Source organism: Variovorax sp. YR750, assembly GCF_900109805.1.
Classification (GTDB): domain Bacteria; phylum Pseudomonadota; class Gammaproteobacteria; order Burkholderiales; family Burkholderiaceae_C; genus Variovorax; species Variovorax gossypii.
The window spans coordinates 1-16,090 of the sequence record NZ_FOBJ01000028.1; the positions used below are offsets into that span (position 1 = coordinate 1).

14 protein-coding genes are annotated in these 16,090 nt (G+C 69.4%); 9 read left to right on the forward strand and 5 right to left on the reverse strand.

Features of this window, described 5'->3' with window-relative positions; translation table 11 throughout:
• A partial coding sequence (locus BMY35_RS38645; protein WP_218153043.1) for a hypothetical protein occupies positions 1–284 on the reverse strand: 284 nt, incomplete at its 3' end.
• Here BMY35_RS38645 and BMY35_RS36215 point away from each other — a divergent pair.
• From BMY35_RS36215 to BMY35_RS36225, 3 genes are all read left to right on the forward strand, one after another.
• On the forward strand, positions 283–954 hold the full coding sequence (locus BMY35_RS36215) for a nuclease-related domain-containing protein (protein ID WP_093209829.1): 672 nt from the start codon (positions 283–285) through the stop codon (positions 952–954). The genes BMY35_RS38645 and BMY35_RS36215 overlap by 2 nt on opposite strands.
• A gap of 88 nt (positions 955–1,042) precedes the next feature.
• On the forward strand, positions 1,043–3,445 hold the full coding sequence (gene bamA / locus BMY35_RS36220; RefSeq protein WP_093209767.1) for an outer membrane protein assembly factor BamA: 2,403 nt from the start codon (positions 1,043–1,045) through the stop codon (positions 3,443–3,445).
• Between the two features lie 18 nt (positions 3,446–3,463).
• On the forward strand, positions 3,464–4,150 hold the full coding sequence (locus tag BMY35_RS36225; RefSeq protein WP_093209769.1) for a winged helix-turn-helix domain-containing protein: 687 nt from the start codon (positions 3,464–3,466) through the stop codon (positions 4,148–4,150).
• Between the two features lie 14 nt (positions 4,151–4,164).
• Here BMY35_RS36225 and BMY35_RS36230 read toward each other — a convergent pair whose 3' ends face one another.
• Together BMY35_RS36230 and BMY35_RS36235 are read right to left on the reverse strand one after the other, a co-directional pair.
• A complete protein-coding gene (locus tag BMY35_RS36230) occupies positions 4,165–5,007 on the reverse strand; it encodes an intradiol ring-cleavage dioxygenase (RefSeq protein WP_093209770.1) in 843 nt (280 codons plus the stop codon).
• Positions 5,004–5,153: a hypothetical protein gene (locus tag BMY35_RS36235; RefSeq protein ID WP_256230607.1), complete on the reverse strand. Its 150-nt coding sequence runs from the start codon at positions 5,151–5,153 to the stop codon at positions 5,004–5,006. The genes BMY35_RS36230 and BMY35_RS36235 overlap by 4 nt, the downstream gene beginning before the upstream one ends.
• Before the next feature lie 170 nt (positions 5,154–5,323).
• Between BMY35_RS36235 and BMY35_RS36240 the strand changes: the two genes are divergently transcribed.
• Positions 5,324–6,943, forward strand: a complete 1,620-nt coding sequence (locus BMY35_RS36240; RefSeq protein WP_093209773.1) for an ATP-binding protein — start codon at positions 5,324–5,326, stop codon at positions 6,941–6,943.
• Positions 6,940–7,632 (forward strand): response regulator, encoded by a 693-nt coding sequence (locus BMY35_RS36245; protein WP_093209775.1) that lies wholly within the window; start codon positions 6,940–6,942, stop codon positions 7,630–7,632. Before BMY35_RS36240 ends, BMY35_RS36245 begins: the two co-directional genes overlap by 4 nt.
• A gap of 129 nt (positions 7,633–7,761) precedes the next feature.
• Here BMY35_RS36245 and BMY35_RS36250 read toward each other — a convergent pair whose 3' ends face one another.
• Positions 7,762–8,601 carry an AraC family transcriptional regulator gene (locus tag BMY35_RS36250; protein WP_093209776.1) on the reverse strand — a complete coding sequence of 280 codons (840 nt, stop codon included), beginning with the start codon at positions 8,599–8,601 and terminating at the stop codon, positions 7,762–7,764.
• A 103-nt stretch (positions 8,602–8,704) separates the two neighbouring features.
• On the opposite strand from BMY35_RS36250, the gene BMY35_RS36255 reads away from it, so the two are divergent.
• On the forward strand, positions 8,705–9,694 hold the full coding sequence (locus tag BMY35_RS36255) for a Bug family tripartite tricarboxylate transporter substrate binding protein (RefSeq protein ID WP_093209778.1): 990 nt from the start codon (positions 8,705–8,707) through the stop codon (positions 9,692–9,694).
• A gap of 2 nt (positions 9,695–9,696) precedes the next feature.
• Complete coding sequence (locus tag BMY35_RS36260) at positions 9,697–11,019, forward strand: PhzF family phenazine biosynthesis isomerase (RefSeq protein ID WP_177213793.1); 1,323 nt, start codon at positions 9,697–9,699, stop codon at positions 11,017–11,019.
• Between the two features lie 35 nt (positions 11,020–11,054).
• Here the strand turns inward: BMY35_RS36260 and BMY35_RS36265 are convergent, their stop codons facing one another.
• The gene (locus tag BMY35_RS36265) at positions 11,055–12,272 is read right to left on the reverse strand and encodes an acyl-CoA dehydrogenase family protein (protein ID WP_093209779.1); all 1,218 of its coding nucleotides are present in this window, start codon (positions 12,270–12,272) and stop codon (positions 11,055–11,057) included.
• Positions 12,273–12,411: 139 nt separating this feature from the next.
• On the opposite strand from BMY35_RS36265, the gene BMY35_RS36270 reads away from it, so the two are divergent.
• Entirely contained in the window at positions 12,412–13,737 is a 1,326-nt protein-coding gene (locus BMY35_RS36270; RefSeq protein WP_093209781.1) for an NUDIX domain-containing protein, read from the forward strand.
• An 84-nt stretch (positions 13,738–13,821) separates the two neighbouring features.
• The gene (gene yccS / locus BMY35_RS36275) at positions 13,822–16,050 is read left to right on the forward strand and encodes a YccS family putative transporter (protein ID WP_093209831.1); all 2,229 of its coding nucleotides are present in this window, start codon (positions 13,822–13,824) and stop codon (positions 16,048–16,050) included.
• Positions 16,051–16,090 lie beyond the last annotated feature (40 nt).

Here is a 16,090-nt window from a genome sequence, read left to right on the forward strand (position 1 = left end):
CGAACAACGTGACTGACGATTGGGCAGAAGCCAGGCCGCAGACGGCCAGGGCAGCGAATGCCGTGAGGGTTTTCTTCATTCAGGGTTCTCCAGTTGCAGCGGCTCTCCATCGAGCAGCCGACACGCATGGTCCCGTTCAAATTCGGAGGAATCTTGTGGTTGACCATTGCTTTGCGAGAACTGTTGTTTGCACGCAAACCGTCGCCATCGACCGAAGGAAACACCTCGTTCAAGAAGTCTCCCAAAAGCGGCGCGATGCTCCTGCGATCGAAGGAGCTCTCCATGACCATCGCCTTGCCGCCAAGCACTACCGCCACCTCGCTGGGTGTGCAGCAGCTCGCCAACGCGTTCAGCCCCACCTTTTCGTACCTGCGCATTCTTCGCAACCTCATCATCCCGATGCCCGAGGGCCACACGGTGCCCACCGCGCGCATCGACGCGGTGCTGGTGTGCGAGACCGGCGTCTACCTCTTCGAGATCAAGGCCTGGCGCAACGCCTTCGTCTACCGCAAGAAGTCGGACCAGTCCCCGCCGCGCTGGTTCCTGCGGCTGCACGGGGGCAAGAGCGCGCGCGAGGTGAAAGACCCCGCATGGCAGGGCGGACGCAAGACCTCGCAGCTGCGCGCCCTGCTTTCCGACGAGCTGCGGCTGCAGTACTTCGTGCTGCTGCCCTGCGAGGGCATCGAGCTCGAGGGCGTGATGCCTGCAGCCGTGATCACGCAGCAGGACCTGCCCTACATCGCGCGCCTGGTGCGCAACAACGGCCGCCTCGCGCGCAACTACCCGCTGCTGGACGACAGGGCCGTCGACCGCACCGTGGAGCGCCTGCTCGAGATACAGGGCGACCTGACGATCGACGACCACCTGCGCAACTGCCGCGAAAGAAGCGGCCAGGTGCCGGAAGCCGTCGCGATGCCGGCATGGTCCGCGCCGAACGCAATGGGGTTGCAGTAAGGCAAAGCCGAGGTAAAGACCCCGAGCACTCCGGGGCGGGCGGGGAAAAGTCCCAAATTTCTCCGACATTGGCGGGAACCATGCGGCGATGCAGTTTCCCAAGTCACTCGCAGCTGCAGCCGTGCTGCTTGCCTCCATCGCCGCTTCTCCCGCCTGGGCATTCGATCCGTTCACCATCAGGGACATCCGGCTCGAAGGCCTTCAGCGCGTCGAAGCCGGCACCGTCTTCGCCACCATGGGCCTGCGAGCCGGCGACACCTACAGCGACGAACGCGGCAGCGCCGCCATCCGCGAGCTGTTCAAGCTCGGCCTCTTCAAGGACGTGCGCATCGACGTGAACGGCAACGTGCTGGTGGTGGTGGTGGAAGAGCGCCCCACCATCGCCGACGTCGACTTCGTGGGAACCAAGGAATTCGACAAGGCCGCGCTGCAGAAGGCGCTGCGCGAGATCGGGCTGGCCGACGGGCAGGCCTACGACAAGGCGCTTGCCGACCGTGCCGAGCAGGAGCTCAAGCGGCAGTACATCAGCCGCAGCCTCTACAACGCGCAGGTCATCACCACCGTCACGCCGCTGGAGAAGAACCGCGTGAACCTGACCTTCACGGTGACCGAGGGCGAGCCCGCGCGCATCAAGGAAGTGCACGTGATCGGCAACAAGGCCTTCAGCGAGAGCACGCTGCTCGACCTGTTCGACCAGGACACGGGCGGCTGGCTCGACTGGTACACCAAGTCCAACCAGTACTCGCGCACCAAGTTCAACGGCGACCTGGAGACGCTGCGCTCTTACTACATCACGCGCGGCTACCTGGAGTTCCGCATCGACTCGACGCAGGTCGCCATCTCACCCGACCGCCAGACCCTGACCCTCACGATCAACATCACGGAAGGCGAGAAGTTCGTGGTGGCCGGCGTGAAGCTCGCGGGCGACTACATGGGCCACGAGGACGAGTTCAAGACGCTGGTGACCATCCGCCCCGGGCGCCCCTACAACGGCGAGGACGTGGCCGCCACCACCAAGGCCTTCACCGACTACTTCGGCACCTTCGGCTACGCCTTCGCGCGCGTGAAGGCCGACCCGGAGATAGACCGCGCGAACAATCGCGTGACGCTGGTTCTGAAGGCCGAGGCTTCGCGCCGCGCCTACGTGCGGCGCATCAACATCGGCGGCAACTCCAGGACGCGCGACGAAGTGATCCGCCGCGAGTTCCGCCAGTACGAGGGCGCCTGGTACGACGGCAACAAGATCCGCGCCTCGCGCGACCGCGTCGACCGCCTGGGCTTCTTCACCGACGTGAACGTCGATACCGTCGACGTGCCCGGCTCGCCCGACCAGGTCGACCTGGCCGTGAACGTGACCGAGAAGCCCACCGGCTCGCTGCAGCTGGGCGCGGGCTACTCCTCCACCGACAAGGTCTCTCTGACCTTCGGCATCACGCAGGAGAACGTGTTCGGCAGCGGCAACTACCTCGGCCTGAGCGTGAACACCAGTTCGTACAACCGCACCATCTCGCTCACGGCGACCGACCCGTACTTCACCAAGGACGGCATCTCGCGCACGCTGAACGTGTTCCACACCACCACGCGGCCCTACTACGAGGCCGACGGCAACTACAAGCTCGCGAGCGACGGCGGCTCCGTGCGCTTCGGCTTCCCGGTGGGCGAGCAGGACACGGTGTTCCTGGGCATCGGGCTGGAGCGCTGGTCGTTCACGCCCGGCACCAACGGCACCTACACGCTGGTCGACGGCTCGTACGTGTACACCGCCACGCCGCAGGCGTACCTCGACTACTTCAAGTGCACGGGCACCGCCCCGAGCGTGAGCTGCGCCAAGTCGAGCATGATCGCCATCCCCGCCACGCTGGGCTGGTCGCGCGACGACCGCGACAGCGCGCTGGTGCCCACGCGCGGCCGCCTGCAGAGCGCCAACCTCGAGATGGGCGTGGGCAGCGAGCTGCGCTACCTGAAGACCAACTACCAGTACCAGCAGTACTTCCCGCTGTCGAAGCAGTACACGCTGGCCATCAACGGCCAGCTCGGCTATGCGCGCGCGCTGGGCGACAGCACCTATCCGATCTTCAAGAACTTCTACGCCGGCGGCCTGGGCTCGATCCGCGGCTTCGAGCAGAACTCGCTGGGCCCGAAGGACTCGGTCACCGAAGGCGCGCTCGGCGGCACGCGCAAGGCGATCTTCAACATGGAGTTCAGCACGCCCTTCCCGGGCGCGGGCAACGACAAGACGCTGCGGCTGTACACCTTCTTCGACGCGGGCAACGTGTTCGCCGATCGCACGGCCGGCATGACGGATGCTCAATGGAAGGCGCAGAACCGCATCCGTGCCTCCACCGGCATCGGCATCAGCTGGATCTCGCCGCTGGGGCCGCTGCGGCTGGCCTACGCGGTGCCGCTGATCTACCAGAAGGAAGACACGGCCAACAACATCGCGGCCGACCGCACGCAGCGCTTCCAGTTCCAGATCGGAACCTCGTTCTGAGCGCAAGGAGTCCTGGCCATGGGTCGAATCCTGCTGGTGGAGGACGAACGCCACGACAGCGCCTCGCTGCTGCTGGGCCACCTGCTCGGCGCGGGCCATGAGATCGAGCGCATCGGCGACGGCGAGGCCGCGCTGGAGCGCATCCTGGGCGAGCCCCCGGCGCTCACCCTGCTGGACGTGGTGCCGCCGCGCATCGACGGCATCCGGGTGCTGGAGAAGGTGCGATCGCACTGCAACCACCCGATCATCATGCTGACGGGGCGCAGCCACGAGGCCGACCGCCTGCTGGCGCTGGACATGGGTGCCGACGACTATGTCTGCAAGCCCTTCTCGCCGCGCGAGGTGGTGGCGCGCATCCAGACGGTGCTGCGCCGGCACTCGCAGTGGCGCGACAGCGTCGCCAGGCCCTCGACGGCGGTGCGCTTCGACGATCCGCGCGGCAATGCCTGCCTGGAAGGGCAGGCGCTGACGCTGACGCGCCGCGAACTGCTGCTGCTGCGGGCGCTGTCGCGCGACCCGGGCCGGGTGTTCACGCGCTCCAAGCTGCTCGAGGCGGCGTTTCCGGAAGCCTTCGACGTCAATGAGCGCGCCGTGGACGGCCACATCAAGAACCTGCGCAAGAAGCTGGCGGCCGCCGTGCCTTCGCACGAGTGGATCCGCTCGGTCTACGGCGTGGGCTTCAGCTTCGCGGAGCGGCCGGCCTGAAAGAGGCCAGGCACTCAGCCTTCGGCGCGCGGCGGCACGATCGCGCGTATGCGCGCCGCGCCCTCCGGCGAGCGCGGACGCGGCATGCGCAGGCCGTCGGGCGGCATGCCTCCGGGAGGCATCCCCGCGTGCGGCGGACCGCCGGGACGCGGCGGCCGGTCGATCGCCGGGCTCGCCGCCGGGTCGACCACCAGCGCGAGCGTGGCGACATAACGCTGGCGCTCCTCGCGCACCGAGCCGAGCACCGTGGCTCCGGCCTTCAGTGCGATGCCGTCGGCGCTGTTCAGCGTGTCGCGCAGCCGCGAGCGCTGATAGGGCGAGACCTGCGTGTAGAGGAACTCGCTGAGCGCATCGGGCAGAAAGAACTGCGAGGTGAGCACCGCACGGGCGCCGTTGATCACCTTGAAATGGATGTGCGTGGTGCGCCCCGCGTACCAGCCCGGATACACGCTGCGGAAGAAGACCGCGCCCTCGCGGTCGGTGCGCTGGCTGCCGCGCAGGAAGGTCTTGCCCTCGAAGGAGAGCGCGCGGTCGTCGCCCTGCTCGCCGAAGCCCGAGTAGCGGCCCTGCGCGTCGCAGTGCCAGAGGTCCACGCGCAGCTTCGGCAGCGGACGGCCCGCCGCGTCGCGCACGGTGAAGCGCACCTCCAGCGGCACGCCGTCGAGTCCTTCGGTGATGTCCGAACGCTCCAGGGCAAGGTCGAGGTAGTAGGGCCCTTCGGTGGTCTGCGCGGTAAGCGGCAGCTGGCGCGCGGCAGCGGGTGCCGGGCTCGCGGCGGCCGAGAGGCCGGCCGCGCCGAGAGCGGCCAGCAGGCCGCGGCGCCCGATGGGCGCCTGGGATTCGGGAAGAGTCGTCATGGATTGCGTTTTTCTTCTTCCGCCGCATCGGGCGGGGAGGGCCGCGTGGCCCGGCTCTCCGCCCAGAAGACGATCAGTGTCCAGGCCTGGGCGAGCAGCCAGAAAAACACCGTGATCGCCAGCAGCAGCGACAGCGGCAGGTCCATGTGCGGAGTCATGGGACGCATCGTGCAGCCCGATCGGGGAGAAATGATGGAGAACATTTCTCCCAGATTCCTCCACATTCGGCCGCGATGATCGGCTGTCGACCCACCCTGCCTCCCCTCGCCCGTCCGCCATGCATGCCGCAGAATGCGGCAATGCCTCCCCCGAGCCCATGCCTCACCTGACCCTTTCCAGAAAGATCTTCCTGGCGCTGGCCGCGCTGTTGATCGTGCTGCTGATCAGTTTCGCGGGCCTGTCGATCATCGCGCTGCAACGCGGCCTGGGCTCCTACGTGGCCGAGATCGAGATCCGGCGCATGGACTGGCTCGCGCAGCAGCTGCAGAAGTACTACGCCACCAACGGCGACTGGAAGGGCCTGCACAACAACGACGACGCCTGGCGCCGCCTGCAGATGGGCCGGATGGCCGCCGCGCTCGACACCGCCGGCAGCAACGGCAATGGCGACGAACGGCGGCTGCCGCCCTGGTACGAGTACCGCACCATGCGCGGGAATCCTCCCCCTGATGGAGGTGGTGGTGGCGAAGGCGCCGACGGCGGCAGGCCGCCGCCCCCGCCGCCTTCGGATTCGGGTCTGTCGTCGCCCCAGCTCGAGCTGACGCCGCGCCGGCTGCCGACCGTGCCGCCGCCGTGGTTCTTCCGCGATCCGCGCGACATGCCGGACTCCATCTTCCAGCGGCTGGCCCTGCTCGACGCGCACGGCTCGCGCGTGGTGGGCGCCGAGGTCGACCTCGCGAACGCCGCGCGCACGCCGATCCGCCGCGACCGCACCGTCATCGGCTACCTGGCGCTGACGCCGCTGCAGGGCCTCGAGAGCGAAGCCGACCGGGCCTTCGTCGCGCGGCAGTCCGGCGTGATCGTGCTCACCGGCCTGTGCGGCCTCGGCTTCGCGCTGGTGCTCTCGTGGCTGCTGGCGCGCCGCTGGTTCAGGCCCATCGACGAGCTCACCCAGGCCGCGCAGGACGTGGCGCGCGGCCGGCTTTCCACCCGCGTCGCGGTGCAGGGCTCGGACGAGCTGGCGCTGCTGGGCCGCACCTTCAACGACATGGCGCAACGGCTCGACACCATGGAAGCCTCGCGCCGCGCCTGGCTGGCCGACGCGGCCCACGAGCTGCGCACGCCGCTGGCCGCCATGCGCGCGGAAATCGAGGCGCTGCAGGACGGCGTGCGCACCTTCGACGAACGCACCGCCCTGCGGCTGCACCGGCAGGTGATCCGCCTGGGCCAGCTGGTCGACGACCTGCGAAGCAGCATGCGCGAGCCGCAGAACGACCTGCTCACGGCCACAGTGTTTCCGCTGTCGCTGCTGAAGGAGGCGCTCGACCACACCCGCGACCGCTTCGCCGCGCGCGGCATCACGGTGGACCGCCGCGCCATCGACCGCATCGGGGCATCGGCGCAACCCGCCGTCGAGGGCGACGCGCACCGGCTGCACCAGGTCTTCATGAACCTGCTGGAGAACACGCTGGCCTACACCGACCAGGGCGGCGAGTTGCACATCGATGTCCTGGTCGATGGCGCGTGGACCGGCAACCGCATCACGCTGGTGTTCGACGACAGCGCGCCGGGCGTGCCCGAGGCCGAGCTGCCTCGCCTCTTCGACCGGCTGTTCCGCGGCGAGACCTCGCGCAGCCGCGAACTCGGCGGCTCGGGGCTGGGCCTTTCCATCTGCCGCGCGACCATCGAGGCGCACGGCGGCACCATCGACGCGTCGGCCTCGCCCCTGGGCGGCCTGCGCCTGACCCTCACCCTTCCACTGGCAGCAACGTCATGACACGCATCGTCATCGTCGAAGACGAAACCGACATCGCCTCGGTGGTGCAGGACTACCTGCGCCACGCGGGCTACGAAACCGAGCACTTCATCGACGGGCAGAGCGCGCTCGAAAGCATCGTCGCGACGCCGCCCGACCTCACTCTGCTGGACATCATGCTGCCGCGGCTCGACGGCATCGAGGTGCTGCGCCGCGCGCGCGAGCACACGACGCACCCGATCATCATGCTGACCGCGCGCATCGAGGAGGTCGACCGGCTGCTGGGCCTGGAACTCGGCGCCGACGACTACGTGTGCAAGCCCTTCTCGCCGCGCGAGCTGGTGGCGCGCGTTCGCGCGGTGCTGCGCCGCACAGCGCCGGGCCTGGCGCAGGGCTCGGGCTCGCAGAACGACGCACCGGGGCTGGTGCTGGACGACGTGCACTGGCGCGCATCGCTCGAAGGCACGCCGCTGAACCTCACGCGGCGCGAGTTCGGGCTGCTGCAGGTGCTCTCGCGGCACCCGGGCCGCATCTTCTCGCGCGCCCGACTGCTCGAGCTGGCCTACGACGACACGGTCGACGTGACGGAACGCGCCATCGACAGCCATGTGAAGAACCTGCGCCGCAAGCTCGGCGCCGTAACGCCGGAGCATGACTGGATACGGTCCGTGTATGGCGTGGGCTTCGCGTGGGAGGCGCCGGCGGGCTAGGGCCTGTTCACACTATTTCCGGGGTCGCGAAGGGCAGCCAGGGCGGGCCAATCAAGGCGCGCGACGACGCGTGTGCATGCGCACACGCCAGGAGCGCCAACACAACCCTGGAAATAGTGTGAACAGGCCCTAGTCGCCGCTGCCGGCGAGACCCGAGGCGCGGATCTGCGTGGCGGTCTTCGCCCAGGTCTTCTCCAGCATCCGGGACAGGTACGAGCCCGACTCCCAGCCCACCTGCAGCGCGATGGAAAGCACCGAATCGCACGTGTTCCTGAGCAGATACTCCGCGCGCTCCAGCCTCCTGCGCTGCAGGTAGGCCAGCGGCGACACGCCGTGCTTCGCGCGGAAGACGCGCTCCACCTGCCGGCGCGAAAGACGGTGCTGCTGCGCGAAGGCCTCCAGCGACAGCGGCTGTGAAAGATCGGCTTCGATGGCCTCCGCGAGCAGTTCGGCCACCAGCAGTGCCGAGGTGGGATCACCGTCCGACAGCGGATTGCCGCCAAGCCGCGCCGCCTCCATGACGAGCGCGCCGCACAGCGCGTAGTTCTCCGCGGTGCCGGCCTTCGCCGACTCGAACATCCGCTGCGACAGCGCACGCAGCGCCGTGCTGCCCGCGCGCATGCCCTGCAATGGAGCCGAAACGCCCTGCGCCTGCAGCGCGGTCGCCCACAGCCCGGGGTCCACATAGACCGCGACGTGCGTCTGCCCCGCCGTGAGCGTGGTGGTCGAATGCGCGCTGCCGGCGGCGAACCAGAGGAAGTGCCCCGGGCCCAGGGTCTGCGCGCCGCCCTGCGCATCGCTGACGCTGAAGCGTCCCGCCAGCGGCACGAAGAGCATGTCGCAGTCGTGCACGTGGGTGTCGGTGGCATAGCGCTCGCGCGCGTTCGCGACCATGGTGGCGTGGTGCGACAGGCGCTCGACGAACAGCGACTGGCGCGGCGCCGGTATGCGGGTGTTCGTCAGGTGCATGGCCACTCCTTGTCGCAATTGAACTCGTGCATGTCGCAATCGGCCGCGCGCGTTCGCGCACGCTCAACAGAATCGGGAAACACCACTCCCGCAAGCAAGAAACATGAAACCCCAAGCACTGCGCCGCCGCGCGCTCATCGGGCTGGCAGCCGCCGGCATCCTGTACGGCCCCGCCGCCTCGTGGTCGGCGCCGGAAACGGCCTATCCGGCCAAGCCGGTGACGATCATCGTACCCTTCCCCGCCGGCGGCGGCACGGACGTGATCTTCCGCTCGGTGCAGCAGCGGCTGCAGACCGCCCTCGGCGTGTCGGTGATCATCGACAACCGCTCCGGCGCCGGCGGCACCGTGGGCACCGGCTTCGGCGCGAAGGCGAACCCCGACGGCTACACGCTGGTGGCCGCCACCACCTCGACCATCGCCTCCGCCGACGCGGTGTACCCCAAGCTGCCCTACGACCCGGTCAAGGACCTCGTGCCCATAGGCACCATCGGCACCACGCCCTTCGTGCTGGTGGTGACGCCCTCGCTGGCGGCGCGCGACGTGAAGGGCTTGGTCGACTACGCCAAGGCCCATCCGCAGGCGCTCAACTACGGCAGCATCGGCAACGGCAGCCTGAGCCATCTGGCGGGCGAGCTCTTCAAGCAGCGCACCGGCATCGAGATGACCCATGTGCCCTACCGCGGCGCGGCCCCCGCGCAGGCCGACCTGATGGCGGGCCAGATCCAGGCGCTGTTCGACAACCCGCCTTCGCTGCTCGCGCAGGTGCGCGGCGGCCGCATGCGGGCGCTGGCAATCAGCGAGCCCTTGGCCGGCTTCGAGGGCCTGCCTACCTTCGAGCAGGCCGGCATCAAGGGCTTCAGGCCGCAGCTCTGGTATGGCCTGATGGCGCCGGCGGCCACACCGCAGCCGGTGGTGCAGCGACTGCGCGCGGCGCTCGACGCGGCCATGCGCGATGCGGCCCTTCGCGCCGACATGCAGTCCAAGGGCGTGACGCCGTGGACCGTGCCGCCCGATGCGTTCCAGGCACAGATACGCAGCGACATCCAGCTCTGGGGCGGCATCGCACGCTCGGTGAATGCAAAGGCCGAATGAAGATGACGACGACCCACCTTCCGCACGCCCACAACATCCGCGTCTTCGTGGGGGCCGACCCCGGGACCGGCGGCAATCCCGCGCCGGTATGGCTCGATGCCGACGCGCTCTCGACCGCGCAGATGCAGGAATACACGCGGCGCAGCGGGCATGAATCGGTCTTCGTGCTCAAGCCCGAAACGCCCGCGCATGCCCTGCGCATGCGCTACTTCGTGCCCAACCACGAAATGGAGATGTGCGGCCACGCCACCGTCGGTGCGCTCTGGCTGCTGCACCGGCGCGGCGAATGGGACGGCTCGCCGATCGCCATCCAGACGCTGAGCGGCACCGTGACGGGCCAGCGCGTCGACGGCACGGTACGGATCAGCCAGCCGCGCGCGGTGGTCGAGGAAGTGACGCAGCAGGCCCTGGTCGACGAAATCGCACAGTGCCTGGGCATCGATGCGGCGCGCATCGTGGGGCCCGTGCTCAACGCCGCGACCAGCCGCGTGAAGACGCTGGTGCGACTGGCGGACGCGCAGCAGCTGCACGGCCTGCGCGTGGACTTCGCGCGTGTCGAGTCGCTGTGCGAGCGGCTGGGCTCGACCGGCCTGTATCCGTACGCGATGTCGCAGGGCGAGGGCTGCGCGGTCAGCGCACGGCAGTTTCCGAAATCCTCCGGCTATCCCGAAGATGCGGCCACGGGCATCGCCGCGGCGGCACTCGCATGGGGCTTGCGCCGCCTGGGCCTGGTCGGCGGGGACGCACTCACGGTGACGGTGCGACAGGGCGAAGCCATGGGTTCGCCTTCCGCCATTCATGTAGGCTTGCCGTCGGAAGCGATGGCGCAGGAAGGCTGCCGGGTCGGCGGTGAATGCTGCGAGGAGCCACCGGAGGATCTGCGCCTGGAAGTGCTCTGCCCGCCGGAAGCTGCGCGTGCCAGTCCTTCCGGAACCTACGCCACCTTCTCGAAGGCCGGCAACCTGTGGCATTCGAGCGGCGTTGTCGGGCGCGAGAACGGCGAAGTCATTGCCGGGCCGCTGCGGGGGCCGGACGACGTGGCGCACGGCCAGCGCGCGGCGGTGGCCGCCGTTGCCGCTCTGCTGCGCGCCGCGCGGGAGGAACTGGGCAGCCTCTCGCGCGTCGCCCGCGTCGTCACGCTGAACGGGTATCTCCGGACCGGCGGCGATTTCGCGGAGCACGCGAAGGTGATGGACGCGGCCTCGGCCCTGCTGCGGCAGGTATTTGCCGAGGCACCGCTGCCGGCCCGAACGACCGTCGGCGTCGCGTCGCTGCCGCGCGGAGGCGCGGCCGAGGTGTCGTTGACGCTGGAAGTGCGCGACTGACCGGCGCGGCGCTCGCCTTCTTCCTTCTTTCCTTCCTACTGGTACGCCGCCAGCTCCTGCTTGGCGATCGCGTTGCGGTGCACCTCGTCGGGACCGTCGGCCACGCGCAGGTGCCGCTCGTAGGCGTAGAAGTGCGTGAGCAGCGTGTCCTGGCTCAGGCCCATCGCGCCGAAGGCCTGCATGGCCCAGTCGACCACCTTCACGCAGTTGTTGGGCGTGAGCACCTTGATCATCGCGATCTCCTTCGCGGCGACCTTGTTGCCCACGGTGTCCATGCGGTAGGCGGCGTTGAGCACCATCCAGCGCGACTGCTCGATGAGCATGCGCGACTCGGCGATGCGCTCGCGCCACACGCCCTGCTCCGACAGCGGCTTGTGGAAGGCGGTGCGCGACACCAGGCGCTGGCACATCATCTCCAGCGCGGCCTCTGCCATGCCGATGGCGCGCATGCAGTGGTGGATGCGGCCCGGCCCGAGGCGGCCCTGCGCGATCTCGAAGCCGCGGCCTTCGCCGAGCAGGATGTTCTCGACCGGCACGCGCACGTTCTCGAACACGATCTCGGGATGGCCGAAGGGCGGGTCGTACACGCCGAGCAGCGCCATGTCGCGCACGATGGTCACGCCGGGCGTGTTCTTGGGCACGAGGATCATCGACTGCTGCTTGTGGCGGTCTGCGTTGTCGGGGTCGGTCTTGCCCATCAGCACGAAGATCTCGCAACGCTCGTTCATCGCGCCGGTGATGTACCACTTGCGGCCGTTGATGACGTACTCGTCGCCCTCGCGGCGGATGCTGCAGCGGATGTTGGTGGCGTCGCTCGATGCCACCTCGGGCTCGGTCATTGCGAAGGAGGAGCGGATCTCGCCGGCCAGCAGCGGCTTCAGCCAGCGCTCCTGCTGCGCCTTGGTGCCGTAGCGCGCCAGCACTTCCATGTTGCCGGTGTCGGGCGCGGAGCAGTTGAAGATCTCGGAGCTCCAGTAGCGCCGCCCCATGATCTCGCACAGCGGCGCGTACTCGACGTTGCTCAGGCCGGGTCCGTGCTCCGACTCGGGCAGGAACAGGTTCCACAGCCCGCGCTCGCGCGCCTTGGCCTTCAGGCCAGCCATCATCGGCAGCTCGGCGTAGGGGCGGCCGGCGCGGGCGTTGGCGGCCAGCTCCTCCTCGTGGCGCTTCTCGTTCGGATAGACGTACTCGTCCATGAACCGGAGCAGTTCCTCGCGCAGCGCGATCACCCGGGGCGTGAATTCAAAATGCATGGTGCGTCCTTCAGCAAGAGTCGATGTGTATGTGTGCCTTGACGGTAAGTCGCGCGCCGCGTTTCGCACGGTCTTCCGCGCGACAGCGGGGCCCTTGCGCTGTCACCTTGGCAGCAGCGGCCGGCGCGACAATGCGGGCATGACCGCCAGATCACCGGATGCCTCGTCCCTGCCCGCTTCGCCGCGCCCCGTGCGGATGGCGGCCACCCTCATCGTCCTGCGCGACGGAAGCGACGGCCTCGAGGTGCTGATGCTGCGGCGGGCCGAGAAGGCCGACGACCAGAACAGCGGCGCCAGCGTGTTTCCGGGCGGAGTGATCGACGCGCACGACCGGGGCCTGCACGAAAGCTGCAGCGGCCTCGACGACGGTGCCGCAAGCGCGCGCCTGGGCCTGTCCGAGGGCGGCCTCGACTACTACGCGGCCGCGATCCGCGAATGCTTCGAGGAAGCCGGCGTGCTGTTCGCGACCGACGCCGCCGGCCAGATCGTGGCTCTGGACGATCTGCCGCCCGCGCAGCTCGCGGCCATGCGCCAGGCGGCGGAGCAAGGCACCGATGCCCTGCTCTCGCTGTGCAGGCGGAACGGCTGGAAGCTCGCGACCGACCGGCTCGCGTACTTCTCGCACTGGCTCACGCCGCCGGGCATGCCGCGGCGCTTCGACACGCGCTTCTTTCTCGCGACGATGCCCGAGGTGCAGAGCGTGCGTCCGGACGGCCGCGAGACGGTCGAGCACATGTGGCTGCGCCCCTCCGAGGCCGTGGCGCCGGCGCGCGGACTCAAGCTGATGAACGTGACGCGGCGCATCCTCGAGGGCCTTGCGCAGTTCGACAGCGTGGCCGGGCTCATTACGCACGCGCGCGACCTCAAGCACATTCCGCGCGTCATGCCCCGGCTGGCGGACGGCCCCAAAGGACGGCGGCCGGTGAACATGGAGGAACCCGCATACGAGGAAGTCGGCCATGTCGACCCCGACGGCCAGGGCGGCGGGCGCTACGCGCACGAGGCCGGGCTGGCGATGCGGCTCTCGGCCCGGGTGCTGCGGGTCACGGGTGAAGCGGGCGATGCCTCGGGCGCGCTGGTGCACAGCTACTTCGTGGGCACGTCGGGCGGCGACTGGGCGTTGATCGACGCGTTACCCGCGAGCCCCGCGCACATCGAGGCGCTCGTCGCGGCGGCGCCGGGGCGTGTGCGATGGCTGCTGTCGACGCATGGCCACGCGGAAGAAGCCCTGCGCGACATCTGGGCCGATGCCTCCGCCGTGCTCCCCGCGCCGGGCGAGCGGATCGAACTCGGTGAGGCCACGCTGCGCGTGCTGCCGGGCGACGGCGATGCGCAATCGCGCCGGTTCCTGCTGGTCGAGGACGGGATGCTGTTCGCGGGCTTGTCCGCGGACCACGCGGCCGGCGAAGACGAAGTCCGCTGGATCGCGGCACGCCACGGCTTCCTTCGCAGCCCGCGCAGATGAGCAGGTAGAGAGACAGAAAGAAGAGACGAATCTTCGAGCCGGTGCCGCGCGGCCGTGGCATGCATCGTGCAAGATCGGCCCATCATGCTTCCCCTGTCTCCGGACGCGTTGCGCCAGCAGCTGCGGTCATTCGCTTCTCGCGCGCAGCCCGTGCGCATCCTCCTCACGCTCGGCAGTCTCATGGCGACTTGCGCCTGGACCGGCCATCCCGACGCGGTGATTCCCCTGTTCCTCGGCGCCATCGCCAGCGCGCTCGCCGAAACCGACGACAGCTGGCGCGGGCGGCTGCGCGCGCAGCTGGTCACGCTGGGCTGCTTCGCTGCCATCGCCTTCGCGGTGGAGGCGGCCTTCGGCATGCCGCTGCTGTTCATCGCCGGCCTGGCGCTCTCGGCCTTCTGCCTCACGATGCTCGGCGCGGTGGAGGCGCGGTACAAGGCGATCGCCTATGCGACGCTGATCCTCGCGATGTACGCCACGCTCGGCATCGAGAACATGGGCGCGCATGGCGTGGCGCATCGCGGACGGGAGCCGCTGCTGCTGGTGGCCGGCGCGGCCTGGTACGGCGTTTTCTCGGTGCTGTGGTGCGCGGCCTTTCCGGCGCAGCCGGTGCAGGCGCGGCTGGTGACGCTATTCACGGTGCTGGGCAACTACGTGCGCTTCAAGGCGTCGCTCTTCGAGCCGCTGCGCGGCATCGACATCGAGCGCAAGCGGCTCGCGCTCGCGCAGCTCAACGCGGAAGTGGTGACCGAACTCAACGCAGCCAAGGAAAGCATCTTCCGTCGCATCGGCGCGCGGGCGCCGACCGGGCGCATCTCGCGCTACCGGGGGCTGTACCTGATCGCGCAGGACGTGCACGAGCGCGCCAGCTCCTCGCACGACGACTACAACGCGCTGGCCGACGCCTTCTTCCACAGCGACCTGCTCTACCGCTGTCAGCGCGTGCTGGGCCTGCAGGGGCTGGCCTGCCAGCGGCTGGCCGAGTCGGTCGCGCGGCGCGAACCCTTCGAGGTGGGCCCGGAAACCGTGCAGGCGCTGGCCGACCTGCGCAGCGCCATCGAGCACGAGCGCGCTCGGGCCGATACCCCTGCGCGGCTCGCCCTGCTGGCTTCCGTGGAAGCGCTGGCGCGCAACCTCGCGCTGCTCGACGGCCAGCTCGCGGGCGCCAGCCAGCCTTCGGCACGCGCGGGCCGCACGGAGATGGGCCTGTTCGACCGTTCGCCGCGCTCGTGGCGCGACGCGGTCGAGCGCGTGCGGCGCCAGCTCACCGTGCGCTCGCCGCTCTTCCGTCATGCGCTGCGGCTGTCGATCGCGCTGGTGGCGGGCTATGGCGTGATGCAGGCCATCCATCCGGCGCAAGGCTACTGGATCCTGCTGACCACGCTCTTCGTCTGCCAGCAGAGCTATGGCGACACCATCGCGCGCATGGGGCAGCGCATTGCCGGCACAGCGCTGGGCGTGGTGGCGGGCTGGGCGCTGCTGCAACTCTTTCCGCAGCCGCTGGTGCAGTCGGTGCTCGCGGTGGTGGCCGGGGTGCTGTTCTTCGCGACCCGCACCACGCGCTACCTGCTGGCCACCGCGTCGATGACGCTGCTGGTGCTGATGTGCTTCAACCAGGTCGGCGACAGCGGCGTGCTGCTGGTGCCGAGGCTGGTCGACACCGCCATCGGCAGCGCCATCGCCGGGCTGGCCGTGCTGCTCGTGCTGCCGCACTGGCAGGCGCGGCGCATCAACGAGCTGGCCGCCGCCGCGATGCGCGGCCATGCAGGCTACCTGCGGCAGATCGTCGTGCAGTACCGCACCGGCGCCCGCGACCACCTCGACTACCGGCTGGCGCGGCGCAACGACCACAACGCGGACGCTGCACTGTCGACCGCCGTGTCGGACATGTTCCGCGAGCCGGGCTACGTGCGGCCGCGCGCGGGGGTGGCGCTGCGCTTCCTGATCCGCTCGCACACGCTGCTGAGTTATCTGTCGGCGCTGGGTGCCCACCGCGCGGCGCTGCCCGATTCGGCGCAGATGGCGGTGCTGCATGCGTCGGCCGAAGGGGCGATCGCGGCACTCGAGGCGCTGGCGGCCGGGCTGGAAAAGGGCGCGGTGGATGTAACGGACGGTGCGGAGGCGGAGTCGGCTGCACGCGCCGCGCTGGCGCAGGCCGCTGCCGACGGAGGTGAAAGCGGGAGCGCCGGCGACCCGCAGGCGCGAACTTTCCATACCGAACTCGGTCTGATATGGCTGCAGATAGACGCCCTGCGCACCCACGCACGGGAATGGCTGCAGTCCGAAGGCAGCGAAACCACGACCGCGCCGGCCTGAGGAACGGAACATCCGTGCGATCAGGTCGGTTGAAAACGCC

Coding starts and splice junctions, on each gene's coding strand:
- BMY35_RS36235 (WP_256230607.1), bottom strand. CDS start 5,153: ATGGACCTGCCGCTGTCGCTGCTGCTGGCGATCACGGTGTTTTTCTGG.
- yccS (WP_093209831.1), top strand. CDS start 13,822: ATGCTTCCCCTGTCTCCGGACGCGTTGCGCCAGCAGCTGCGGTCATTC.
- BMY35_RS36240 (WP_093209773.1), top strand. CDS start 5,324: ATGCCTCACCTGACCCTTTCCAGAAAGATCTTCCTGGCGCTGGCCGCG.
- BMY35_RS36245 (WP_093209775.1), top strand. CDS start 6,940: ATGACACGCATCGTCATCGTCGAAGACGAAACCGACATCGCCTCGGTG.
- BMY35_RS36265 (WP_093209779.1), bottom strand. CDS start 12,272: ATGCATTTTGAATTCACGCCCCGGGTGATCGCGCTGCGCGAGGAACTG.
- BMY35_RS36225 (WP_093209769.1), top strand. CDS start 3,464: ATGGGTCGAATCCTGCTGGTGGAGGACGAACGCCACGACAGCGCCTCG.
- bamA (WP_093209767.1), top strand. CDS start 1,043: ATGCAGTTTCCCAAGTCACTCGCAGCTGCAGCCGTGCTGCTTGCCTCC.
- BMY35_RS36215 (WP_093209829.1), top strand. CDS start 283: ATGACCATCGCCTTGCCGCCAAGCACTACCGCCACCTCGCTGGGTGTG.
- BMY35_RS36230 (WP_093209770.1), bottom strand. CDS start 5,007: ATGACGACTCTTCCCGAATCCCAGGCGCCCATCGGGCGCCGCGGCCTG.
- BMY35_RS36260 (WP_177213793.1), top strand. CDS start 9,697: ATGACGACGACCCACCTTCCGCACGCCCACAACATCCGCGTCTTCGTG.
- BMY35_RS36255 (WP_093209778.1), top strand. CDS start 8,705: ATGAAACCCCAAGCACTGCGCCGCCGCGCGCTCATCGGGCTGGCAGCC.
- BMY35_RS36250 (WP_093209776.1), bottom strand. CDS start 8,601: ATGCACCTGACGAACACCCGCATACCGGCGCCGCGCCAGTCGCTGTTC.
- BMY35_RS36270 (WP_093209781.1), top strand. CDS start 12,412: ATGACCGCCAGATCACCGGATGCCTCGTCCCTGCCCGCTTCGCCGCGC.